At 62.3% G+C, this 22,108-nt stretch carries 21 protein-coding genes and 1 other RNA gene; 14 read left to right on the forward strand and 8 right to left on the reverse strand.

The annotated features are described in order from the left end of the window. Positions 1-97: 97 nt before the first annotated feature. From QTL95_RS13020 to QTL95_RS13035, 4 genes are read right to left on the reverse strand one after another with little or no spacing between them, the layout of a single operon-like run. Positions 98-322 (reverse strand): hypothetical protein, encoded by a 225-nt coding sequence (locus QTL95_RS13020; protein ID WP_289720395.1) that lies wholly within the window; start codon positions 320-322, stop codon positions 98-100. 51 nt (positions 323-373) lie between these two features. Next, positions 374-1,078, reverse strand: a complete 705-nt coding sequence (locus tag QTL95_RS13025) for a helix-turn-helix transcriptional regulator (protein WP_289720396.1) — start codon at positions 1,076-1,078, stop codon at positions 374-376. 9 nt (positions 1,079-1,087) lie between these two features. Beyond that, positions 1,088-2,050 carry an NAD(+) diphosphatase gene (gene nudC, locus QTL95_RS13030; RefSeq protein ID WP_289720397.1) on the reverse strand — a complete coding sequence of 321 codons (963 nt, stop codon included), beginning with the start codon at positions 2,048-2,050 and terminating at the stop codon, positions 1,088-1,090. Beyond that, positions 2,047-2,457, reverse strand: coding sequence for an HIT domain-containing protein (locus QTL95_RS13035; protein ID WP_289720398.1), 411 nt, complete (start codon positions 2,455-2,457; stop codon positions 2,047-2,049). Before QTL95_RS13035 ends, nudC begins: the two co-directional genes overlap by 4 nt. An 89-nt stretch (positions 2,458-2,546) precedes the next feature. On the opposite strand from QTL95_RS13035, the gene ffs reads away from it, so the two are divergent. The 3 genes from ffs (at position 2,547) to QTL95_RS13050 (ending at position 4,901) form a co-directional block, all read left to right on the forward strand. Continuing rightward, an RNA gene (ffs, locus tag QTL95_RS13040) (signal recognition particle sRNA small type) lies at positions 2,547-2,643 on the forward strand. A 47-nt stretch (positions 2,644-2,690) separates the two neighbouring features. After that, on the forward strand, positions 2,691-4,556 hold the full coding sequence (locus QTL95_RS13045; protein WP_289720399.1) for a DNA polymerase III subunit gamma/tau: 1,866 nt from the start codon (positions 2,691-2,693) through the stop codon (positions 4,554-4,556). 21 nt (positions 4,557-4,577) lie between these two features. After that, positions 4,578-4,901, forward strand: coding sequence for a YbaB/EbfC family nucleoid-associated protein (locus tag QTL95_RS13050; protein ID WP_289720400.1), 324 nt, complete (start codon positions 4,578-4,580; stop codon positions 4,899-4,901). Positions 4,902-4,970: 69 nt separating this feature from the next. Here QTL95_RS13050 and QTL95_RS13055 read toward each other — a convergent pair whose 3' ends face one another. Both QTL95_RS13055 and QTL95_RS13060 read right to left on the reverse strand, forming a co-directional pair. Beyond that, complete coding sequence (locus QTL95_RS13055; protein ID WP_289720401.1) at positions 4,971-5,510, reverse strand: DUF992 domain-containing protein; 540 nt, start codon at positions 5,508-5,510, stop codon at positions 4,971-4,973. 114 nt (positions 5,511-5,624) lie between these two features. Beyond that, on the reverse strand, positions 5,625-6,245 hold the full coding sequence (locus QTL95_RS13060) for an MOSC domain-containing protein (protein ID WP_289720606.1): 621 nt from the start codon (positions 6,243-6,245) through the stop codon (positions 5,625-5,627). 55 nt (positions 6,246-6,300) lie between these two features. On the opposite strand from QTL95_RS13060, the gene recR reads away from it, so the two are divergent. Together recR and QTL95_RS13070 are read left to right on the forward strand one after the other, a co-directional pair. After that, positions 6,301-6,906 carry a recombination mediator RecR gene (gene recR / locus QTL95_RS13065; RefSeq protein ID WP_289720402.1) on the forward strand — a complete coding sequence of 202 codons (606 nt, stop codon included), beginning with the start codon at positions 6,301-6,303 and terminating at the stop codon, positions 6,904-6,906. 11 nt (positions 6,907-6,917) lie between these two features. Then, positions 6,918-8,168 (forward strand): lytic murein transglycosylase, encoded by a 1,251-nt coding sequence (locus QTL95_RS13070; RefSeq protein ID WP_442981290.1) that lies wholly within the window; start codon positions 6,918-6,920, stop codon positions 8,166-8,168. Between the two features lie 2 nt (positions 8,169-8,170). On the opposite strand, the gene QTL95_RS13075 is transcribed toward QTL95_RS13070, so the two are convergent. Beyond that, positions 8,171-9,802: an MFS transporter gene (locus QTL95_RS13075; RefSeq protein ID WP_289720404.1), complete on the reverse strand. Its 1,632-nt coding sequence runs from the start codon at positions 9,800-9,802 to the stop codon at positions 8,171-8,173. A 232-nt stretch (positions 9,803-10,034) separates the two neighbouring features. Here QTL95_RS13075 and rimP point away from each other — a divergent pair, with 232 nt between their 5' ends. From rimP to QTL95_RS13120, 9 genes are all read left to right on the forward strand, one after another. Beyond that, positions 10,035-10,640: a ribosome maturation factor RimP gene (gene rimP, locus QTL95_RS13080; RefSeq protein WP_289720405.1), complete on the forward strand. Its 606-nt coding sequence runs from the start codon at positions 10,035-10,037 to the stop codon at positions 10,638-10,640. Between the two features lie 62 nt (positions 10,641-10,702). Further along, complete coding sequence (nusA, locus tag QTL95_RS13085) at positions 10,703-12,307, forward strand: transcription termination factor NusA (protein ID WP_289720406.1); 1,605 nt, start codon at positions 10,703-10,705, stop codon at positions 12,305-12,307. Then, positions 12,307-12,996, forward strand: coding sequence for an RNA-binding protein (locus QTL95_RS13090; protein ID WP_289720407.1), 690 nt, complete (start codon positions 12,307-12,309; stop codon positions 12,994-12,996). The genes nusA and QTL95_RS13090 overlap by 1 nt, the downstream gene beginning before the upstream one ends. Before the next feature lie 102 nt (positions 12,997-13,098). Beyond that, entirely contained in the window at positions 13,099-15,825 is a 2,727-nt protein-coding gene (gene infB / locus QTL95_RS13095) for a translation initiation factor IF-2 (protein WP_289720408.1), read from the forward strand. A 75-nt stretch (positions 15,826-15,900) separates the two neighbouring features. After that, positions 15,901-16,308 carry a 30S ribosome-binding factor RbfA gene (rbfA, locus tag QTL95_RS13100; protein ID WP_289720409.1) on the forward strand — a complete coding sequence of 136 codons (408 nt, stop codon included), beginning with the start codon at positions 15,901-15,903 and terminating at the stop codon, positions 16,306-16,308. Between the two features lie 12 nt (positions 16,309-16,320). Next, positions 16,321-17,253 (forward strand): tRNA pseudouridine(55) synthase TruB, encoded by a 933-nt coding sequence (gene truB / locus QTL95_RS13105; protein ID WP_289720410.1) that lies wholly within the window; start codon positions 16,321-16,323, stop codon positions 17,251-17,253. A gap of 166 nt (positions 17,254-17,419) precedes the next feature. Then, positions 17,420-17,689, forward strand: coding sequence for a 30S ribosomal protein S15 (gene rpsO, locus QTL95_RS13110; RefSeq protein WP_026283114.1), 270 nt, complete (start codon positions 17,420-17,422; stop codon positions 17,687-17,689). Positions 17,690-18,018: 329 nt separating this feature from the next. After that, a complete protein-coding gene (gene pnp / locus QTL95_RS13115; protein ID WP_289720411.1) occupies positions 18,019-20,157 on the forward strand; it encodes a polyribonucleotide nucleotidyltransferase in 2,139 nt (712 codons plus the stop codon). A 75-nt stretch (positions 20,158-20,232) separates the two neighbouring features. Continuing rightward, positions 20,233-21,249 carry a class I SAM-dependent methyltransferase gene (locus QTL95_RS13120; protein ID WP_289720412.1) on the forward strand — a complete coding sequence of 339 codons (1,017 nt, stop codon included), beginning with the start codon at positions 20,233-20,235 and terminating at the stop codon, positions 21,247-21,249. A 48-nt stretch (positions 21,250-21,297) separates the two neighbouring features. Here the strand turns inward: QTL95_RS13120 and fabI are convergent, their stop codons facing one another. After that, positions 21,298-22,104, reverse strand: coding sequence for an enoyl-ACP reductase FabI (gene fabI / locus QTL95_RS13125; protein ID WP_289720413.1), 807 nt, complete (start codon positions 22,102-22,104; stop codon positions 21,298-21,300). Positions 22,105-22,108 lie beyond the last annotated feature (4 nt).

Raw genomic sequence — 22,108 nt, forward strand, 5'->3', positions numbered from 1 at the left:
ATGTCCCTCGTTTTTGGAAACAAGCGTGATGGCTCGACCGCCGCCGGCATGCCGGCGGCGTTGAAAAGGCTCGGATGAAAAAGCTTAGGAGCGTCGGTTAGCGTTCGCGTGCGTGGCTGCCCCAGTCGATAACGCCGATGTCGCGTCTCAAGTTCTCGGACATCGATAGCGGATCGAGGCGCGGCGTGCCGCTGCGGCTCATGTTGCGGGACGCGTTCTGCATCATGCGCAGCATCAACGACTGCGGATACCATGTGTCGGAAACGGCGTCCTCGGAACGCAGGGTGCCGCGCGGGGTCTGGCAAGTGTTCAGGCTCGTCATGGCAGGTCCTCTTGTTTCGATGGACCCACAATAGCGCCACACACTGTCAGTTTATGGCAGTAGTGTTTTCTGTTCGCGCGGCTCGATTTCGCGCTCGCTCCATTCCTGCAGCAGCACGGCACGGCGGCGAGGATAGCGTGTTTCCTGCGGGATCATCTCGACGATCCGATCGGTGCGGAAATGTCGGTAGTCTTGTCGGAGCTCACACCATGCGACCACCATCCGCACCTGCTCGGTGTAGCTGATGGCAAACGGCCAGACGTTGCGGATCGAAACCGCGCCGCCTTCGTCCGTATAGGTCAGTTTCAGCACCCGCTCGGAGCGGATTGCCTTTCGGATGACGCCGAGATCGGCCTTGCTCGCGATCGGCGGGCGCATGTGGATGAGGAGAGGGGAGGTCTCGATCTCGTCGCGGATCTCGCGCGGCAGCACGTCGGCGATCTTGGCCAGCGCATCCGCACCCGCCGCGGCCAGGCGCGGATCGGCTGCCCGGGCCACCCAGCGTGATCCAAGGACCAATGCCTCGATCTCGTCCTGCGAAAACATCATCGGCGGCAGCATGAAGCCCGGCCTGAGGATGTAACCGATGCCCGGCTCGCCCTCGATCAGCGCGCCCTGCGCCTGCAGGCTGGCGATATCGCGGTAGAGCGTGCGAATGCTGACACCGGTCTCGCAGGCCAACACCGAGCCGCTGACCGGCCGCCGGTAGCGGCGCAGTGTTTGCAGCAATGTCAGCAGGCGTTCGGAGCGCGCCATGTTATTGGCCTATCGGTTCTTCCACTCCACCCAGTCGCGCATCAGGCGATGGGCAATGGCGCCCTTTGGCGGCGGCGCCGCGCCGGTGCTGCCGGGGCGCTCGAGCATCTCGAGTGTTTCTTCCCGGGTAAACCAGCGGCAATCTTCCAGCTCCTGCTCGTCGCGAACGATGTTCCTGGATTTCGCCTCGGCATAGCATCCGATCATCAGCGTGTGCGGCATCGGCCAGGGCTGGGAGGCGTGGTAGCGGATGCGGCCGGTGTGGATGCCGGATTCCTCCAACGTCTCGCGGCGAACGGCGTTTTCGATCGTCTCGCCGGGCTCCACGAAGCCGGCAAGGCAGGAATACATGCCCGGCGCGAAATGCGGCCCGCGGCCGAGCAGGCAGAGATCGCGCTCCTCGTCCACGGTCAACATGATGACCACGGGGTCGGTGCGCGGGAAAATCATGTGCCCGCAAGCGGAGCATACGCGCTTGTAGCCGCCGATCCGCATCTCCATCGCCGAGCCGCAGCGGCCGCAGAACTTGTTGTCGCCGTTCCAGCGGATCAGGCTGGCGCCCTGGGCGAATTCGCCGAGCAGAACCTCATCGAGCAGCATGTCGCGATAAAGCGACCGGCCATCAGCAGGCTTATAGTGGCTGGAAAGCTCTTCTTCCGATACTGCGACAGGCACGGCCAGCCGGGGTTCGCCTGTCTTGCGGTAACTGAGCAGGACGGTCTCGTCCCAGTTCGGCTTCAAGTCCTTCAGTTCGTAGCGCGCGAACAGCGGGTCGAGCACCTGGCCATCATGCTTCAGCACCAGCTTGTCACCGCTGAAGGCGAAGATATGGGTTCCGTCCTTGGCCAGCGCCTCGTCAACCGAGCTCTCGTTGCGATGCTCGGAATCGCGGACCAAGTCATTGGCGGCGAAGGCAGTCAGATTGCTGGGTTCCGGATGGGGTACATCCGAATCGAAAAGCGAACGGCTCATGATGTAAGGGCTTCCCGCAAAGTCTCTATCAGTTGATCTCGTTTAGCGTCGTCATAGGCTTCCGGCTTGCCGAAGCCCCACACGGGGCCGGGCCAGTTGGCATCGCCCTCGAAACGCGCGATCACATGAACATGAAGCTGCCGGACGATGTTGCCAATAGCCGCGACGTTGATTTTTGCAGCACCGGTCACCTTCTTCAGCGCCGAAGCGACCATTTCGGTCTCGAATGTCAGCATCACTTGGTCGAGTGGCGTCAGCTCGAAAATCTCGGTGATATCGGCACGGCGCGGCACCAGGATGAGCCACGGCCAGCGACAGTCCTTGGATAGTCTGAGGTCGCAGAGCCCCGTCCGCATGATGCTGATGCTGTCATTGGCGAGCCGATGGTCGAGTTCGAATGCGTCCAACGGGTATTCCTCCTGATTTTTCCAGAGGCTAGCAGTTTTTTTGGGGCTTGGCTTGCTTTTGATCGCGATATTGCCGATATGTGCCTTCGGGAGGTTGGTGGTGGACGAGCCACTCGCCAACCGGGTCAGGTCCGGAAGGAAGCAGCCCTAACGAGCCAGGCACGGGTCATCGTGCCAGCCTCCCACCCTTCTCTCCATCCTTTGCCCGAAGAGTTCGGGCGTTAAGCAGGGCGATGAGCGACACCGAGCGACAATCACAAGATGCCGCCTCGACGGGCACCGGATACCGGGTGCTGGCACGCAAATACCGCCCCAAGGATTTCACGGATCTGATGGTTGGCCAGGAGCCGATGGTCCAGACCCTGACCAACGCCTTCGAGACCGGCCGTATCGCGCAAGCCTATATGCTCACAGGCGTTCGCGGGGTCGGCAAGACCACGACCGCCCGTATCCTGGCGCGCGCGTTGAACTACAAGACCGCCGAGATCGACAAGCCCACGATCGACCTCAGGATCCCCGGCGAGCACTGCCAGGCGATCATGGAAGGCCGGCATGTCGACGTCATCGAGATGGACGCCGCCTCGCACACCGGTATCGACGATATTCGCGAGATCATCGAACAGGTGCGCTACCGTCCGGTTTCGGCGCGCTACAAGGTCTACATCATCGACGAAGTGCACATGCTCTCGACCCAGGCCTTCAACGGCCTGTTGAAGACGCTCGAGGAGCCGCCGGAGCATGTGAAGTTCATCTTCGCCACCACGGAAATCCGCAAGGTGCCGATCACGGTCCTGTCGCGCTGCCAGCGCTTCGACCTGCGCCGCATCAGCGCGTCCGATCTCGTCGGCCTGTTCACCACGATCGCATCGAAGGAAGGCATCGAGGCCGAGCCCGATGCGCTGGCGATGATCGCCCGCGCAGCCGAGGGCTCCGCCCGCGACGGTCTCTCGCTGCTCGACCAGGCGATTGCCCACGGCGGCGGCGCAGTCCTCACTGACTCCGTTCGCGGCATGCTCGGCCTTGCCGATCGCGCCCGTATCGTCGATCTTTTCCAGCATGTCGTCAAAGGCGACGTGGCGGCGGTACTTTCGGAATTCGAAAGCCAATACGATGCCGGCGCCAATCCCGTCGCTGTGCTGACCGACCTTGCCGATTTCACCCACTTGGTCACCCGGCTGAAATACGTGCCTGAAGGCGCCAACGATCCGTCGCTCAGCGAAATCGAGCGCATCAAGGCTGCCGAATTCGCCCAAAGTGTCGCGGTGACCACGCTGTCGCGTATCTGGCAGATGCTGCTCAAGGGCATCCCGGAAGCGGAAGCCTCGTCGCGCCCGGCCGGTGCGGCCGAAATGGTGCTGATCCGTCTTGCGCATGCGGCCCATCTGCCTGCGCCCGAGGATGCAGCCCGCCGGCTCGCCGAGTTTTCGGAGAATGGCGGCGGCTCCAGACAGCCCACACCATCGGGCAATGGCGGCGGCGGTGCTACGGTCAATTATCAGGGCAATGTCGTGGTTCGGGGAAGCGAGGCGGTTGCGCCGCGTCCGCAGTCCTCCGGACCTACCGCCATGTTACGCGCCGTACCCAATACCAACCCGCAGGCGATGCCGGTCGGTCGCGCCGAGGCCGAGGCGCCCGCGCCGCTGGTTTCAGTCAAGTCCATCAGCGACATAGTCGATCTTGCTGGCGAAAAGCGAGACGTGAAGATCAAGGCGTTGGTGCGTAATTTCGTACGCCCCGTCCGTGTCGAACCCGGCATTCTCGACGTCAACTTGACGGAAGGTGCTCCCGGCACGCTGCTCAACGAACTGGCGGTCAAGCTCAGGGAATGGACCGGAATCCACTGGATCGTCAGCCTCAGCCGCGATCAGGGCCAGCCGACCATGGTGGAGGCGGAAGCGCGCGCCAAGGAGCAGCAGGTCAGCGATGCCCGCCAGGATCCCGACGTGGCTGCCATTCTTTCCCAGTTTCCCGGCGCCAAGATTATCGACGTTCGCGTCAGGGCGCCGGCGCCGGAGGAAGACGAAGGTACGGTTCAGGCGCCTGCGGTGGCCGAATCCGAAGAGGGCGATATCCTGCCCGGCGACGACATAGAATTCTAAGTACCAAGAAGGAGTATGGCGATGCGTGACATCATGGGCATGATGGGCAAAGTCAAGGAAATGCAGGCCAAGATGGAGCAGATGCAGGCGGAGATCGCCGAGCTCGCCGTCGAAGGCAAGTCCGGCGGCGGTCTGGTCACCGTCGTCGTCACCGGCAAGGGCGAGATGAAGAGCTTGAAGATCGATCCGTCGCTCTTCAAGGAGGACGACGTCGAAATCCTCGAAGACTTGATCGTTGCCGCCCATAAGGATGCCAAGGACAAGGCGGACGCCGTCGCCGCGGAAAAGACCAAGGCGCTGACCGCAGGCCTGCCGATCCCGCCCGGCTTCAAGATGCCGTTCTGATCGGCCAGAATCTCACGATCCGAACGAAGGCGGCGCCGTTGGGCGCCGCGCTTGCTTTCGGCGATCGGCTTATTTCGGGTGCTGCGTGCTGTGCCGCTTCGTTGTCTTGACGGGCTTGGCCGGCGGTGGCGGCGGCTGCCAGGTCAGGATCATGTTGGCGACGCCCGCCGCTATGCTCAGGCCCGCCGTCCCTTCCGCCGACACCGGTTGCAATGCGATCGAACCGTTGAACCCGCCGAACAGCACATTGGCACCCAGCCCAAGCCCGAGCGTCGCGTTGGCGGCTACGCCGGAGTAGCTCCCCTGCAACGCGCCGTCTATGCGGTTCGTCGGCGCATAGACCAGCCAGCTCAACCCACCGCCGCTCAGCGCGCCAATGTCGATTCCAAGCTTGGTGATGGTTCCCGTATAGTGTTCGTTCGGTCCCGGCGACGACGGCGTGAAGACGCACTGGATCTGGCGTTTTGAGCCGACGATAACACCGAAGCCAGCGGAGATATCGCAGCCGAGCGCGCCGGCCTTGACCCGCGCCGCAGCCGGCGTCGCCGATAGTATTGCAGTGGCGGTCAAGGCGATCATCACTGTCGTGGAGAGTTTTCCAATAAACATGCGAGCCTCCTTCGATTTGCACCCCGTGCGTGAAAACTAGGAGGATAGTTTTCATCAGCAAGTGGAGATGTATGGAAATCGCTGAACGGCGGCTTTCGGCTTCCCATCACCTCGTCAAGTGCTTTGCTCTTCGAGAATGGCGCGCAGCTTATAGTGGATCGGCGCCGCCAAATATCGCGCTCGGTCTTCGGTCGATAGCCTCTTGCCGAATGTGGCCATCATTTCCGGCATCATCACCTTGGCGCCGGCAAATGGCTGGTATTCGACTGGTGCGTCTGCCGTCACCGCACCACCCCGGATCACGCGGCAATAAATCCCGGGGCGTCCGGCTTTCGTGTAGCGCTTGACGAATCCGTAATCGCCCATCTTCGCCGCGAAGGTGGCGCAGGGAATACGGGCGGAGGTGACTTCGAGAACAAGATCGCCGGCTATGAACCGGTCGCCCACCGCCACGTCGCGGTTATCAAGTCCCCCAACGACGAGATTCTCGCCAAACGTGCCAGGCGCGAGCGTGCGGCCGAGTTCGCCGGACCACCAGTCCAGCGTCAGGCTGCCCTCGATATAAACCGCCTGGTCCACACCGCCATGGTGTTTGCGGTTGCAGATGGCATCCCCGAGCAGGCCCTCGGCATCGACGATCACGCTGCCTCCGGTGGCATGCTTGTTGATGCCGGTCTTGTAGCTCTTGCCGGGCAGTCGCTCGGCAGTGCCGGTGCACACGGCAAGGATTTTCATCATCACGTCTTTTCGGCTGTTTCCGTTTTTTTCACATATGGGCTAATAACCGCTCATGGCAAAGCGAGTCACCGGTCCGGAAATCGAAAAACTTATCCAGTTGCTGGCGAAGGTGCCGGGCCTCGGTCCGCGCTCGGCGCGGCGCGCGGCGCTGCATCTGATCAAGAAGAAGGACCAGTTGCTTGGGCCGCTGGCCGCCTCGATGGGCGAGGCCTACGACAAGGTCAAGATCTGCTCGCGCTGCGGCAATGTCGATACCTCCGATCCCTGTACTGTCTGCACCGATGATCGCCGGGACCAATCGTTGATCATCGTCGTCGAGGATGTCTCTGACCTCTGGGCTCTAGAGCGCGCCGGTGCCCTCAATGCCGCCTATCACGTCCTTGGCGGCACGCTTTCGCCGCTCGATGGCGTCGGGCCGGACGATCTCAATATTCGCGGGCTGATCGAGCGCGTTGGCGAGGGCGGTATCAAGGAAATCATCATCGCCGTCAACGCGACGGTCGAGGGACAAACTACAGCCCACTATATAACCGACCAGCTGGCAGGGCTCGATGTCAAGATCACCCGTCTTGCCCACGGCGTGCCCGTCGGCGGCGAGCTCGACTATCTCGACGAAGGCACGCTGACCGCCGCCCTTCGGGCGCGAACGGCGATATGAGGGAAAAAATCATGCCAATCAATATCCGGCACGCCCTCGCTACTCTGCTCTCCATCCTCTCAACCACCGCTGTCGCGCATGCCGCCCCTTCCAAAGCGGCGATCGAAGCGCAGTTTGAAAGCTGGGTGCAGACCGATGTGTGGCCGGAGGCGCGGAAGAAGGGCATTTCCCGTAGCGCCTTCGAAGCAGCATTTTCAGGCGTCGAACTTGACTGGTCGCTGACCGACCTCGCTCCTCCCGGCTTCCCGCCGCCGAAAGAGCAGAAGCAGACTCAGGCCGAATTCTCCTCCCCCGCGCCATACTTCAACGATGACCGCCTGAAGCGACTGGCGGCAACCGGTCGTGGCTTCCAGTCGCAATATGCCTCGACGCTGAAGAAGATCGAGAAGACTTATGGCGTCCCCGGCTCGATCGTCTTGGCGATCTGGGGCCGCGAAACCGGCTTCGGCGCAGCGAAGATCCCGAATTCTGCGATCGAGGTGCTGGCCACCAAGGCCTTCATGTCGACACGCAAGGAGATGTTCCGCACAGAGTTGCTGGCTGCGCTCGATATCATCAATCGAGGCGATTCGACGCCGGCTGAGTTCAAGGGCTCGTCAGCCGGCGCGCTCGGCCAGCCGCAGTTCATGCCGACCAGTTATCTGAAATACGCTGTCGATTTCGATGGCGACGGCCATCCCAATATCTGGACCTCGGTGCCGGACACGTTGGCCTCGATCGCCAATTTCCTGGTTCAGAAAGGCTGGCAGAAAGGCCGCGGCTGGGGTTACGAGGTGACGATCCCCGCACAGGTGTCCTGCGCTCAGGAAGGCCCCGATCTCGCCAAGCCAATGTCGCACTGGACGTCGCTCGGCATCACCAGTATTTCCGGCAAGGCCTTCGGTTCCGCTGAAAGCAAGGCTTCGGGCATGATGATGGTCCCCGCCGGCCGCGACGGCCCGGAATTCCTGGTGACGCCGAATTTCTACGTCATCAAGGAATACAACAATTCCGATCTCTACGCCCTCTACATCGGCAATCTGGCGGACCGCATCGCCTATGGCTCTGGCGCATTCAAAGGCGCCTGGGGCGATGTCGGCAAGATGCTGCGCTCGGATGTCGCCACCATGCAGAAGGCGCTGGAGAAAAAGGGCTACGACGTCGGCGGTTCCGATGGGCTGCCCGGATACAAGACCCGCCGCTCCATCGGCCAGTGGCAGGAAAAGAACGGCATGAAGCCGACCTGCTACCCCGAGGCTCACATGATCGGCAAGCTCAAATGATCTCAGTGGTGCAGGTCGATATGCGCCTTGAAGAAGAGGTCGTCGCTCGGCGGAATGGCCTGGCGTTCGATCATCCGATGCACGTGGGGCGCGTTTTCGCCGCGATGCAACGCCCGTAACCGGTCGGTGTTTTCGCCATCGACCTGGGTTCGGCGCTGGTTGTGCCTGATGTATTCGACCCATGTCGGCGTGTGATAGGTCTCCGTCCAGTGCCCTGGCTTTTCAAGGTCGCGCATCAGCGCCCAGTTGCGTGCGCCGTCGCGGATGCGGATGCGCCGCCGCTCGCCCATAAGCATCAGGAATTCCGGTACGTCGCCGTCATCGATCTCGTAATCCACCTGGATGACGACAGGCCCGCTGCGCGGCGTGATGTCGAGGCCGAGTGACGGTTCGGTGAAACGGTTGAGCGGGTCGAGATTGAGCGAAGCGAAGGCCGGCATCGAGAATTTCAAGCCGATTACGATACCGAACAGCATGACGACGGCGGACAGGAGCAGCGCGTTGGCGACGCCGTACCTGTCGGCGGCGACACCCCAGAGCCAGCTGCCACCCGCAATTCCGCCGAAGGTAACGGTCTGGTAGAGCGACAGCGCCCGGCCGACCACCCAGCGCGGCGTCGAGAGCTGCACGATCGTGTTGAACAGCGACAGTGCCAGCACCCAGCAGGCGCCCGAGATTACCAGTCCGGCGCAGGTCAACGCCGAAACCGGACTGAAGGCGGCGATGGCGGCGCTGAGCGCGAAGCCCGCGAATGAGAGACGCACGATCGTCTCGCTGGAAAAGCGCTCTCGCAGCCGCGCATTCAGTACCGCGCCGCCAATGGCGCCGATGCCGAAGGAGCCAAGCATAAGGCCGTAGGTCAGAGGTCCGCCCACGACAAGTTCAAGCGCCACGATCGGCAGCAGGGCGAGAATCGAGCTGGCGCTGACGCCGAAGATAAGCCCGCGCAGCATTACCTTCTGCAGGTTCGGCGACATCGAGATATAGCGTAAGCCGGCGAAGATCGCGCTGCCCAGCGCCTCCCGAGGCAGCGTCGAGACGGGATAGCTGGGCTTCCATCGGATGAGCGCATAGATCAGCGCGAAATAGCTGACCGTGTTGACAGCGAAGGCTGCCGCAGCTCCCGCCGCCGCCACAATGATGCCGCCAAGCGCCGGCCCCACGCTACGGGTGATGTTGAAGCCGACGCTGTTCAAAGTGACGGCGCCGGGAAGATCCGTGCGCGGAACCATGTCTCCGACCGACGCCTGCCAGGACGGATTGTTCAAGGCAGTTCCGCAGCCGAGCATGAAGGTGAAGAATAGGAGAAGCCAGGGAGAAAGCAGCCCGAAAAAGGCACTGATACTGAGGAGCGCCGAGACGGCAAGCATGAAGCACTGCGCCGTCAGCATCACGCGCCGTCGATCGAAGCTATCGGCAAGCGCACCCGAGACCAGCGAGAACAGCATGATCGGAAGCGCCGTTGATGTCTGCACCAGCGCCACCATGTCCCCTGAGGCGGTGATCATCGTCATCATCCACGCCGCGCCCACCGCCTGGATCAGGCCGCCGAAGTTCGACGCGAGGCTGGCGAACCAGATGGTACGGTATGTCTGGTGCCTGAGCGGTGCCAACGTCGATGAAGTATAAGCCACGGTTCCTCCCGTTCGATGCTCCGTCCGCTATGCTATATAAGCAAAAGGCTGATTCTGGCCACACGCCCCGCCGTTGCTGCGCCGCCGATCCCGAGGAGCTTGCAATTTTGCTGAAACGGGCCTATATGGCTCTCAAATCTTGATCGCATTGATGAAGAGTGGGCCGCAAGGACCCGCTCTTTTTTATTACCGCGATCACCCTGAATGCATGAAATTGCTAGGAGCGCATCGCTTGTCGGATACGACGAACGCAGACAATGAACTCGAGCCTCGGCTGATTACGGAAACCGGCTTGGATCAGCGCCTTGCCGACATCGTCGAGCCCGTGCTGATCGATCTCGGCTATCGCCTGATCCGGGTCCGCATGTTGAACCAGAACGGCGCCACCATGCAGATCATGGCCGAGCGCAACGATGGAACGATGGACGTTGAGGGCTGCGAAGAGGTCTCAGTCGCCGTTTCCCCGGTTCTCGATGTGGAAGATCCCATCGATAAAGAGTATCATCTGGAAGTGTCGTCGCCCGGGATCGATCGCCCGATGGTGCGCAAGTCTGATTTCGTGCGCTGGCAGGGCCACCTACTGAAGTGCGAAACGTCGATCATGGTCGGCAACCGCAAGCGCTTCCGCGGCAAGATCGTCTCCAGCGACGTCGATGGCTTTACGCTCGAGCGCGACCAGGTTTCCGAGGGCGAAGAACTGAATATCGTCATTCCGTTCACGGCTCTTGCCGATGCAAAGCTCATTCTGACCGACGATCTGATCCGTGATGCCCTGCGCGCCGATAAGCTGGCGAAGGCAGAGGCCGCGAACCAGAACGACGCTGAAGACGAAGAATAAACCGATCAACTTTTGGCTCTAGGGTAAGGGAACCCCGGGCGCCTAGACGGAGAGAAAAGACAATGGCAGTCAGTGCGAACCGGCTCGAACTTCTGCAGATCGCAGATGCAGTGGCGCGCGAAAAGGTCATCGACCGCGAAATCGTGCTCGCCGCAATGGCCGATGCGATCCAGAAGGCAGCACGCTCCCGTTACGGCACCGAGTCCAACATTCGAGCCGACATCAATCCGAAGACCGGCGAAATCCGCCTGCAGCGTCTGCTCGAGGTGGTCGAGGCCGCCGAGGACTATTCGACCCAGATCCCGTTGGAACTGGCCCGCGACCGCAACCCGGATGCGGCGCTTGGCGATTTCATCGCGGATCCGCTGCCGCCAATGGATTTCGGCCGTATCGCCGCCCAGTCCGCCAAGCAGGTCATCGTCCAGAAGGTTCGCGAAGCCGAGCGTGACCGCCAGTTCGACGAGTTCAAGGATCGCGTCGGCGAAATCGTCAACGGCACCGTCAAGCGCGTCGAATACGGCAACGTCATTGTCGATCTCGGCCGTGGCGAAGGCATCATCCGTCGCGACGAAATGATCCCGCGCGAGAACGTCCGCTATGGCGATCGCGTCCGTGCATACGTATATGATGTCCGTCGCGAACAGCGCGGCCCGCAGATCTTCCTGTCGCGCACGCATCCGCAGTTCATGGTCAAGCTCTTCACCATGGAAGTGCCTGAAATCTACGACGGCATCATCCAGGTGAAGTCGGTTGCCCGCGACCCGGGTTCGCGCGCCAAGATCGCCGTGATCTCGAACGACAGTTCGATCGATCCGGTCGGCGCCTGCGTGGGTATGCGTGGTTCGCGCGTTCAGGCCGTCGTCGGCGAGCTTCAGGGCGAAAAGATCGACATCATTCCGTGGTCGCAGGATCCGGCGACCTTCGTCGTCAACGCCCTGCAGCCGGCTGAAGTCGCCAAGGTCGTTCTCGATGAAGACGCGGAACGCATCGAAGTCGTGGTTCCGGACGAGCAGCTGTCGCTGGCTATTGGCCGCCGCGGCCAGAACGTCCGTCTCGCCTCGCAGCTGACCGGCTGGGACATCGACATCATGACGGAAGCCGAAGAGTCGGAGCGCCGTCAGAAGGAATTCAACGAGCGCACCAACCTGTTCATGGATTCGCTCGACGTCGACGAAATGGTCGGCCAGGTTCTGGCTTCCGAAGGCTTCGCGGCTGTTGAAGAGCTGGCTTATGTCGATCTCGACGAAATCGCCTCGATCGACGGTTTCGACGAAGATACCGCCCAGGAAATTCAGACCCGCGCCCGCGAATATCTCGAAAAGCTCGAAGCGGAGATGGACGAGAAGCGCAAGGCGCTCGGCGTATCCGACGAACTGCGCAACATCGACGGCATGACCGCCCAGATGATGGTCGCGCTCGGCGAAGACGGCATCAAGACGATGGAAGACTTCGCGGGCTGCGCCGCCGACGATCTCGTCGGCTGGAGCGAGCGCAAGAACGGCGAAACCAAGAAGTTCGAGGGCCTGTTCTCGAAGCTCGAAGTCTCGCGCGTCGAAGCCGAACAGATGGTTGTCCAGGCCCGCCTCGCGGCTGGCTGGATCACCGAGGAAGACCTCGCGAAGGAAGCGGAAGCTGAAGAAGCTCCCGAGGCCGAGCAGGAAGTATAATGTCCGCGCGTGAGCCCATCGTTTCTCCTGAAGACGACGATCTTGCAGGATATGACGGGAATGGTCGCATGTGCATCGTGACGCGCGAAAGCGGATCGCCTGATGAACTGATCCGCTTCGTCGCCGCTCCCGATGGGACTGTGGTCGCCGATCTGAAGCGCCAGCTTCCGGGACGCGGCTGCTGGGTGAAGATCGACCGCGCTCTGGTCGATAAAGCGGTGGCGAAGAAATCCTTCGCCCGCGCCCTGAAAACGGATGTAAAGGCGGCCGCCGATCTCGGCGAGACCGTCGACAAGCTGCTTGCGCAGCAATTGATGCAGATGATGAACATGGCTCGCAAGGCCGGCCAATTCATCAGTGGCGCCTCGAAGGTGGATGCCGCGATCAGGAGTGGCGCCGCGCTTGCGGTGTTCCACGCAACGGACGCGGCGGCCGATGGGGTGAGAAAGATCGACCAGGCCCGCAAGGCCTGGCACCTCGGAATGGAGACCGAGGAGGAAATACCTTCCTACCACCTCTTCTCGGAGAGCGAAATGGAAGGCCTGATGGGTCAGAACGCTTTTATCCACGCTGCAGTGCTTGCAGGGCAGGCGGGTGAGGGTGTAGTGAAGCGCGCAAAGATGCTCGAACAGTACCGCAATGGCGGTCAGTCCCGGGCAGCGGGCGGCGCTGGCCGGCAAAAACAATGATGCGGTCACCGGACTTGTCCGGTCCCCAGATCATTGATCGACACTACTTGATTGACAGGGGCTGATGACGTCATCGCTCCCTGTCCGAAGGAACGGGAACGAATGACCGATAGCAATGACGACAAGACACTGAACGGACCGGGCAAGAAGACTCTGACCCTGAAGCCGTCGGGCGTGAGCCAGGGCACCGTGCGCCAGGATATGGGCCGCGGCCGCACCAAGGCGGTCGTTGTCGAAACCCGCAAGCGGCGCCCGATGCGCCCTGAGGACGAACGTCCGATCACGCCGGTAACAGCACCGTCGGCGCCCGCGCGCGCCGCTGAACCGGCACCTGCACCAGCGCAGGCACCTGTTCAGGCGCGTCCGCAGCAGCCGCAACAGCAGCGCCCCTATCAGGGTGGCCAGCCGTCGCGCCCGCAGCCGTCCTCGCAGCCTTCGCGCCAGCAGGATCGCCCGCGTCCTGTGGTTCTGAACCATCTTTCGCCTGAGGAAATGGACGCTCGCCGTCGCGCGCTCGCCATGGCCCAGGTTCGCGACGCGGAAGACGCAGTTCGCCGCGCCGAGGAAGAAAAGCGCCGCGCCGCCGAGGAAATCGCGCGTCAGGCCGCCGAGGCCGAAGAGGCCAAGGTCCGTGCTGCCGAAGAGGCTGCCCGTGCTGCCGAAGCCGCTGCTGCTCCGCCGGCGCCGGCCGCTCCCGCTCAGTCGGAAGCGCCGCGCACGGCCGCACCTGCGGTACGTCGCACTGATAACGCTGCATCGCCGTCGCAGACCCGTCCCGCTCCGGGCGGCGCGCCTGCTGCTCCCGGCGTTCGCCGCCGTGAGAACGACGAAGACGACCGTGGCGCACCGCGTGGCGGCGCTCCGGCCCGTGGCCGCGTCGTACGTCCGGAACCGGCAAAGCCGGTCACCACGCGCCCGAAGGGCGACGATGGTCGCCGCCAGGGCAAGCTGACGATCACCGCTGCCAGCACGGATGACGACGGCAACGCCCGTGGCCGTTCGATGGCCGCCATGCGCCGTCGCCAGGAAAAGTTCCGCCGCAGCCAGATCCAGGAAACCCGCGAAAAGGTTATTCGCGAGGTCGTCCTGCCCGAGACCATTACCATTCAGGAACTGTCGCAGCGTATGTCTGAACGCGCCGTCGACGTCATTAAGTACCTGATGAAGGAAGGCCAGATGATGAAGCCGGGCGACGTCATCGACGCTGACCTCGCGGAACTCATCGCCAGCGAATTCGGCCATACCGTCAAGCGCGTTTCGGAATCCGACGTTGAAGAAGGTATCTTCGACCGGGCCGACGACGCCGGCGAAATGGTGTCGCGTCCGCCGGTCGTCACCATCATGGGTCACGTCGACCACGGCAAGACCTCGCTGCTCGACGCCATCCGTCAGGCAAACGTCGTTTCGGGCGAAGCCGGTGGCATCACCCAGCACATCGGTGCCTATCAGGTCGAACAGAACGGCCAGAAGATCACCTTCATCGACACCCCCGGCCACGCCGCTTTCACGGCCATGCGTGCCCGTGGTGCGCAGGCAACCGATATCGCGATCCTCGTGGTCGCGGCCGATGACAGCGTCATGCCGCAGACGATCGAATCCATCAGCCACGCCAAGGCGGCCGGTGTTCCGATCATCGTCGCGATCAACAAGATCGACAAGCACGAAGCCAATCCGGACAAGGTCCGTCAGCAGCTTCTGCAGCACGAAGTCTTCGTTGAATCGCTCGGCGGTGAAGTGCTCGACGTCGAAGTTTCGGCCAAGAACAAGACCAACCTCGACAAGCTGCTCGAAGCCGTGCTTCTGCAGGCCGAAATCCTCGACCTCAAGGCTGATCCGAACCGGACCGCGGAAGGTATCGTCATCGAAGCCCAGCTCGACCGTGGTCGTGGTGCGGTTGCCACCGTTCTCGTACAGAAGGGCACGCTGAAGCCTGGCCAGATCATCGTTGCCGGCGATCAGTGGGGCCGCGTTCGCGCGCTGGTCACCGACAAGGGCGACCATGTCAAGGAAGCGGGTCCGGCCATGCCGGTCGAAGTGCTCGGCCTGTCCGGCACGCCGGCTGCCGGCGACAAGTTTGCCGTCGTCGAAAACGAGGGCCGTGCGCGCGAGATTTCCGAATATCGCCAACGTCTGGCCCGCGACAAGGCGGTTGCCCGCCAGACCGGCCAGCGCGGTTCGCTTGAACAGATGATGAGCAAGCTGCAGAACACCGGCTTCAAGGAATTCCCGCTGCTCATCAAGGGCGACGTGCAGGGTTCCATCGAAGCGATCATCGGTGCTCTCGACAAGCTGGGCACAGACGAAGTGCGGGCACGTATCGTCCATTCGGGCGCCGGTGCCATCACCGAGTCGGATCTGGCGCTTGCCGAATCCTCCGACGCCGCGATCATCGGCTTCAACGTCCGTGCCAATGCACAGGCACGCGTCGCTGCCGAACGCGCCGGCATCGAGATCCGCTACTACAACATCATCTACGATCTGGTGGATGACGTTAAGGCGGCGATGTCGGGTCTGCTCACCCCGGAACGCCGCGAGACCTTCCTCGGCAATGCCGAGATCCTCGAAGTGTTCAACATCACCAAGACCGGCAAGGTCGCGGGTTGCCGCGTCACCGAAGGCAAGGTCGAGCGTGGTGCGGGCGTGCGCCTCATCCGCGACAACGTTGTCATCCACGAAGGCAAGCTCAAAACGCTCAAGCGCTTCAAGGACGAAGTATCGGAAGTTCCGGTCGGTCAGGAATGCGGTATGGCCTTCGAGAACTACGAAGACATCCGCGCCGGCGATGTCATCGAATGCTTCCGCGTCGAGCATATCACCCGTACGCTCTGATCGTGCGAGACTAGAGTTGTGGACGGGCGCCGGATCATATGAGGCCGGCGCCCGAACCTTTTGAGGCAAAGAACAATGGCAACAAAAACCTCGACAGCACAGTCGCAGCGCATGCTGCGCGTCGGCGAGCAGGTGCGCGCCGCGATCACCCAGGTCCTGCAGCGCGGCGAAGTGCGCGACGACCTTCTGGAAAAGACCGTTATCTCCGTGTCCGAAGTGCGCATGTCGACCGATCTCAAGGTCGCGACCGCGTTCATCACGCCGCTCGGCGTTTCGGATCACGAGACGGTCATCACGGCGCTCAACCGCCACGCCAAATTCATTCGCGGCCGTCTTGGTCCGCAGCTCCGGCAGATGAAATTCATGCCCGAGATCCGTTTCCGCGACGATACGAGCTTCGACAACTACAAGAAGATCGATGAGCTGCTGCGCTCGCCCGAGGTCATGCGCGACCTCGAGGACGGCGATACCGACGAAAAGTAACAGAAGAGCCTTATGTCCAAACCACGCAAGCCCAAAGGCCGCCCGATTTCGGGCTGGCTTATCCTTGACAAGCCCGTCGATTTCGGCTCGACGGAGGCCGTCTCCAAGATCAAGTGGCTGTTCAAGGCGCAGAAGTGCGGCCATGCCGGCACGCTCGATCCGCTGGCCTCGGGCATGCTGCCGATCGCGCTCGGCGATGCGACCAAGACCGTTCCCTACGTCATGGACGGCCGCAAGATCTACGAATTCACGGTGACCTGGGGCGAACAGCGCTCGACCGATGATCTCGAGGGCGAGGTTATCGAGAGCTCAGACAAGCGTCCGACCGAAGACGAGATCCTGGCGCTGCTGCCCAACTATACCGGCGTCATCAGCCAAGTCCCGCCGCAGTTCTCCGCAATCAAGATCGCTGGCGAGCGCGCCTATGATCTCGCCCGCGAGGGTGAGACGGTCGAGATCCCGTCGCGTGAGGTTGAGATCTATCGCCTGACGCTACTCGAATGCGAGAATGAACGCACCGCGCATTTCGAAGTCGAGTGCGGCAAGGGTACCTATGTGCGTGCGCTCGCCCGCGATTTCGGCTGCGATCTCGGCTGCTTCGGCCATATCTCCGGCCTGCGCCGCACCTTCGTCGCACCCTTTGCCGAGGGTACCATGATCCCGCTCGCCGAGCTCGTCGCACTGGAAGAAATTCAGGACGACGAAGAACGGCTGGCGGCACTCGACGCGCTTCTGATCGACACCAGCGAAGCGCTCTCCTCGCTGCCGCATCTGATCGTCAACGACGATCAGGCCCACCGCCTGAAGATGGGCAACCCCATCCTGGTGCGCGGACGCGATGCGCCGGTGGAAGAAAGCGAAGCCTATGCCACCGCCCGCGGCAAGCTGATTGCCATCGGCGAAATCGGCCAGGGCGAGTTCCGCCCCAAGCGCGTCTTCGGCTGAGGTCGTTTAGCCGGCGGAGGCATGCCGGGCATGCCTCTTCCCTTTGCTGCCTGAATGGTTTATAGGCAGCGCCAGCATCGGGCTTGCCCGAATGCATTCGCGGCCAAAGCTGGACGACATCCCGGCTTTTGGCGACCTTATCTCCTCTCATCGAAAGGAACATCCGATGTCGATTACTGCTGAGCGCAAGACGGCACTTATCAAGGAATACGCAACGTTCGAAGGCGACACCGGTTCGCCGGAAGTCCAGGTTGCGATCCTCACCGAGCGCATCAACAACCTCACGGAACACTTCAAGGGCCACAAGAAGGATAACCATTCCCGCCGTGGCCTGCTGACGATGGTTTCGAGCCGCCGCTCGCTTCTTGACTACCTCAAGAAGAAGAACGAAGGCCGTTACACCAAGCTGATCACCAGCCTGGGTATCCGCCGCTAAGGCTTTGCTGGCGGGCGCTCCGGAAGGACGCCCGCCGCATTTGTTTCCGGGGAACGTTTCCCCGACACCGCAGGACGCGGCAACGCGTTTGCGGGACTGCCGGTGGACCCGGATGGGCCGGATCCGCCAAACCAACCGTTGACCTGTCATGGGGCAGGATTGCCGGATGCTTTCGGCCAAGGCGCACACCTTGGCCCGGCTTTCTCGAAGGGGAAGCCGAAGATGCAAAGCCTCCCGTTGTCTTGCCCATGATGCGTCATCAACAATTGCGTTCGTCTGCGCCGTGCCTCAGGGCCAATGGCGCGCCTCCGCATTGAAGGACAAGACATATGTTCGACACTCATTCCGTGGAAATCGAGTGGGCAGGCCGCCCGCTGAAGCTCGAAACCGGCAAGATCGCCCGTCAGGCTGACGGCGCCGTCCTCGCGACCTACGGCGAAACCGTGGTTCTCGCCACCGTCGTTTCCGCCAAGGCGCCGAAGCCTGGCCAGGACTTCTTTCCGCTGACCGTCAACTACCAGGAAAAGACCTACGCAGCCGGCAAGATCCCCGGCGGCTATTTCAAGCGCGAAGGCCGTCCGTCGGAAAACGAAACGCTGGTTTCGCGCCTGATTGACCGCCCGATCCGCCCGCTCTTCCCTGAAGGCTACAAGAACGACACGCAGGTAGTCGTCACGGTTATCCAGCACGACCTGGAAAACAACCCCGACATCCTGTCGATGGTCGCGACCTCTGCCGCTCTGACGCTCTCCGGCGTTCCCTTCATGGGCCCGGTCGGCGGCGCCCGCGTCGGCTACATCAACGGCGAATACGTCTTGAACCCGCATCTCGACGAGATGGATGAGTCGGTTCTCGACCTCGTTGTCGCCGGTACGCACGATGCCGTTCTGATGGTTGAATCCGAAGCCAAGGAACTCAACGAAGAAATCATGCTCGGCGCCGTCATGTTCGGCCACAAGGGCTTCCAGCCGGTTCTCGACGCGATCATCAAGCTCGCCGAAGTGGCCGCCAAGGAACCCCGCGATTTCCAGCCGGAAGACCATTCCGAGCTCGAAGCCGAAATGCTGAAGCTGTTCGAAGCCGAACTGCGCGAAGGCTACAAGATCACCCAGAAGGCCGATCGTTACGCTGCCGTCGACGCTGTCAAGGCAAAGGTCAAGGCTCACTTCTTCCCTGAGGGCGTCGAGCCGAAGTACACCGCCGAAGTCATCGGCGCCGTCTTCAAGCACCTGCAGGCCAAGATCGTTCGCTGGAACATCCTCGACACCAAGAGCCGCATCGACGGTCGCGACCTGTCGACCGTTCGCCCGATCGTATCGGAAGTCGGCCTCCTGCCGCGCACCCACGGTTCGGCGCTGTTCACCCGCGGTGAAACGCAGGCGATCGTCGTTGCCACGCTCGGCACCGGCGAAGACGAACAGTATGTCGACTCGCTTACGGGCATGTACAAGGAGCGCTTCCTGCTCCATTACAACTTCCCGCCCTATTCCGTTGGCGAAACCGGCCGCATGGGCTCTCCGGGCCGTCGCGAAATCGGCCACGGCAAGCTCGCATGGCGCGCTATCCGCCCGATGCTGCCGACCGCCGAGCAGTTCCCCTATACGCTGCGCGTCGTCTCGGAAATCACCGAGTCCAACGGCTCGTCCTCGATGGCAACCGTCTGCGGCACCTCGCTCGCTCTGATGGACGCCGGCGTTCCGCTCGCAAAGCCGGTTGCCGGTATCGCCATGGGCCTGATCCTCGAAGGTGACCGCTTCGCCGTTCTCTCCGACATCCTCGGCGACGAAGACCACCTCGGCGACATGGACTTCAAGGTTGCAGGTACCGCCGACGGCATCACCTCGTTGCAGATGGACATCAAGATCGCCGGCATCACCGAAGAGATCATGAAGGTCGCTCTCGGCCAGGCACAGGGCGGTCGTACCCACATCCTCGGCGAAATGTCGAAGGCGATTTCCGAAGGCCGTTCGCAGCTCGGCGAATTCGCTCCGCGCATCGAAGTCATGAACATCCCGGTCGACAAGATCCGCGAAGTCATCGGCTCCGGCGGCAAGGTCATCCGCGAAATTGTCGAGAAGACCGGCGCCAAGATCAACATCGAAGACGACGGCACCGTGAAGATCGCATCTTCCTCGGGCAAGGAAATCGAAGCGGCCCGCAAGTGGATCCACTCGATCGTTGCCGAGCCTGAAATCGGCGTGATCTACGAAGGCACGGTTGTGAAGACCGCCGACTTCGGCGCCTTCGTCAACTTCTTCGGCGCCCGCGACGGCCTCGTCCACATCTCACAGCTCGCTTCCGAGCGCGTTGCCAAGACGCAGGACGTCGTCAAGGAAGGCCAGAAGGTCTGGGTCAAGCTGCTCGGCTTCGACGAGCGCGGCAAGGTCCGCCTGTCGATGAAGGTCGTCGACCAGGCCACCGGCCAGGAAATCCCTGCCGACAAGAAGAAGGAAGAAGCAGCCGAATAAGCTGCGCCTTCCCTAAGCTTCATGGGCGCGGGACTGTTTCCGCGCCCTTTTTGTATTCAAGGACGAGATAGAGCCATGAGCAGCGAGACGCTGAAGACACTGTTCCACCCCTTTGTAAGCGGCACCGTCGAGGCGCCCGGCGAGGGCGAGCGCGTGCTCTTCCTCGGCGCCGAGGCAGGCTTCGCCCTGCCGCAGGGTTTTGCAGCCTCGCTGAGCGCCGTACAGGGCTTCCGTCCGCTGTACCGGCAGCTGCTCGCCCAGCGCATCGAAACCACGCCTGAGGTCGAAGGCGAGGACTATGATGCCGTTCTGGTTCTTTGCAACAAGCACAAGGGCGAGAATGAGGCGAATATCGCCACCGCACTCACCCGCGTGAAGATGGGCGGCTTGGTCGTCGTCGCCGGCGGCAAGGAAGACGGCATCCAGCCGCTGCGCAAGCGCATGGAAGCCTTCGGCCTGTCGCTCGAGCACATGCCGAAATACCACGGCGTCGCCTTCTGGTTTGGCGCCCCTGCCGATCCGTCCGAAATCATCGCCAAGTTCGCCAAGCCCGCTGTCCGCGTCGACGGCCGCTTCGAGGCCGCCGCCGGCATGTTCTCGCATGATCGCATAGACGACGGCTCGGAACTTCTGGCCTCGCGTCTGCCTGAAGGCTTCACCGGCGACGTCGCCGATTTCGGCGCCGGCTGGGGCTATCTCTCGGTCGAACTGGCCGAGCGCTCCCCAGGCGTCAGCCGCCTCGACCTCTACGAGGCGAATTACGCCGCGCTGGAGGCCGCCAAGGCCAACATCGAGGAGAACTGCCCGAATGTACCGGCACGCTTCTTCTGGCACGATCTGGCGGGCGAGCCGGTCAAGGACAAGTACGACCTCATCATCATGAACCCGCCCTTCCACGAAAGCCACGCCGCCGAGCCGGCGCTCGGCCAGGCGATGATCAAGACGGCGGCATCCGCGCTCCGCTCCGGCGGCCGCCTCCTGCTGGTCGCCAACCGCGGCTTGCCATACGAGCCGGTACTGGCCGGAAGCTTCCGCGAAAGCGGCGAAACCTGCCGCAACGCCCGCTTCAAGGTCTTGTGGGCGAAGAAATAAAAAAGGCGGCCAATCGGCCGCCTTTTTCAATCCAAGAGTATAGGACGCCTACTCGGCGTCCGCCTTGCGCAGCGTATCGAGCGCCGGCATCGAAGTGATGTTGAAGCCGGCGTCGACGAAGTGGATTTCGCCGGTGACGCCTGCCGCCATGTCGGAGAGCAGATAGAGGGCCGAGTTGCCGACGTGATCGATCGTCACGGTCTTGCGCAAGGGCGAGTTCTGCTGGTTCCACGACAGGATGGCGCGGGCGTCCGAGATGCCGGCGCCGGCGAGCGTTCGGATCGGGCCGGCGGAGATCGCGTTGACGCGAATGCCGCGCGGGCCGTAGTCGGCCGCCAGATAACGCACGGAGGCCTCGAGAGCAGCCTTGGCAACGCCCATGACGTTGTAGTTCGGGATGACGCGCGTCGAGCCGTTATAGGTCAGCGTCAGCATCGAGCCGCCGTCAGTCATCAGCGGCGCCAGCCGCTTGGCGATCTCGGTGAAGGAGAAACAGGAGATGACCATCGTGCGGCTGAAATTCTCGCGCGTGGTGTCGGCGTAGAGGCCCTTGAGCTCGTTCTTGTCGGAGAAGCCGATGGCGTGCACGACGAAATCGAGCGTGCCCCAGCGTTCCTTGATCGCGTCCACCGTGGCGTCGACCGAAGCGATGTCCTCGACGTCGCATGGCAACACGAAGTCGGAGCCGACTTCGGCGGCAAGCGGCTTGACGCGCTTGCCCAGCGCGTCGCCCTGGTAGGTGAAGGCAAGTTCCGCGCCCTGTGCCGCCAGCGCCTTGGAAATTCCCCAGGCGATGGAGTGGTTGTTCGCGACACCCATGATAAGCCCGCGCTTACCCTGCATGATTCCCGTCATGTTG

The organism is Rhizobium sp. S152 (assembly GCF_030380735.1).
In the GTDB taxonomy this organism is placed as follows: Bacteria; Pseudomonadota; Alphaproteobacteria; order Rhizobiales; family Rhizobiaceae; genus Rhizobium.

Excerpts from the sequence above, each read along its gene's own strand:
- infB (WP_289720408.1), top strand. The coding sequence starts at position 13,099 with ATGACCGATAGCAATGACGACAAGACACTGAACGGACCGGGCAAGAAG.
- pnp (WP_289720411.1), top strand. The coding sequence starts at position 18,019 with ATGTTCGACACTCATTCCGTGGAAATCGAGTGGGCAGGCCGCCCGCTG.
- QTL95_RS13070 (WP_442981290.1), top strand. The coding sequence starts at position 6,918 with ATGCCAATCAATATCCGGCACGCCCTCGCTACTCTGCTCTCCATCCTC.
- nudC (WP_289720397.1), bottom strand. The coding sequence starts at position 2,050 with ATGAGCCGTTCGCTTTTCGATTCGGATGTACCCCATCCGGAACCCAGC.
- rpsO (WP_026283114.1), top strand. The coding sequence starts at position 17,420 with ATGTCGATTACTGCTGAGCGCAAGACGGCACTTATCAAGGAATACGCA.
- QTL95_RS13120 (WP_289720412.1), top strand. The coding sequence starts at position 20,233 with ATGAGCAGCGAGACGCTGAAGACACTGTTCCACCCCTTTGTAAGCGGC.
- QTL95_RS13020 (WP_289720395.1), bottom strand. The coding sequence starts at position 322 with ATGACGAGCCTGAACACTTGCCAGACCCCGCGCGGCACCCTGCGTTCC.
- nusA (WP_289720406.1), top strand. The coding sequence starts at position 10,703 with ATGGCAGTCAGTGCGAACCGGCTCGAACTTCTGCAGATCGCAGATGCA.
- recR (WP_289720402.1), top strand. The coding sequence starts at position 6,301 with ATGGCAAAGCGAGTCACCGGTCCGGAAATCGAAAAACTTATCCAGTTG.
- QTL95_RS13090 (WP_289720407.1), top strand. The coding sequence starts at position 12,307 with ATGTCCGCGCGTGAGCCCATCGTTTCTCCTGAAGACGACGATCTTGCA.
- QTL95_RS13060 (WP_289720606.1), bottom strand. The coding sequence starts at position 6,245 with ATGAAAATCCTTGCCGTGTGCACCGGCACTGCCGAGCGACTGCCCGGC.
- QTL95_RS13055 (WP_289720401.1), bottom strand. The coding sequence starts at position 5,510 with ATGTTTATTGGAAAACTCTCCACGACAGTGATGATCGCCTTGACCGCC.
- rbfA (WP_289720409.1), top strand. The coding sequence starts at position 15,901 with ATGGCAACAAAAACCTCGACAGCACAGTCGCAGCGCATGCTGCGCGTC.
- fabI (WP_289720413.1), bottom strand. The coding sequence starts at position 22,104 with ATGACGGGAATCATGCAGGGTAAGCGCGGGCTTATCATGGGTGTCGCG.
- QTL95_RS13050 (WP_289720400.1), top strand. The coding sequence starts at position 4,578 with ATGCGTGACATCATGGGCATGATGGGCAAAGTCAAGGAAATGCAGGCC.
- QTL95_RS13025 (WP_289720396.1), bottom strand. The coding sequence starts at position 1,078 with ATGGCGCGCTCCGAACGCCTGCTGACATTGCTGCAAACACTGCGCCGC.
- truB (WP_289720410.1), top strand. The coding sequence starts at position 16,321 with ATGTCCAAACCACGCAAGCCCAAAGGCCGCCCGATTTCGGGCTGGCTT.
- QTL95_RS13045 (WP_289720399.1), top strand. The coding sequence starts at position 2,691 with ATGAGCGACACCGAGCGACAATCACAAGATGCCGCCTCGACGGGCACC.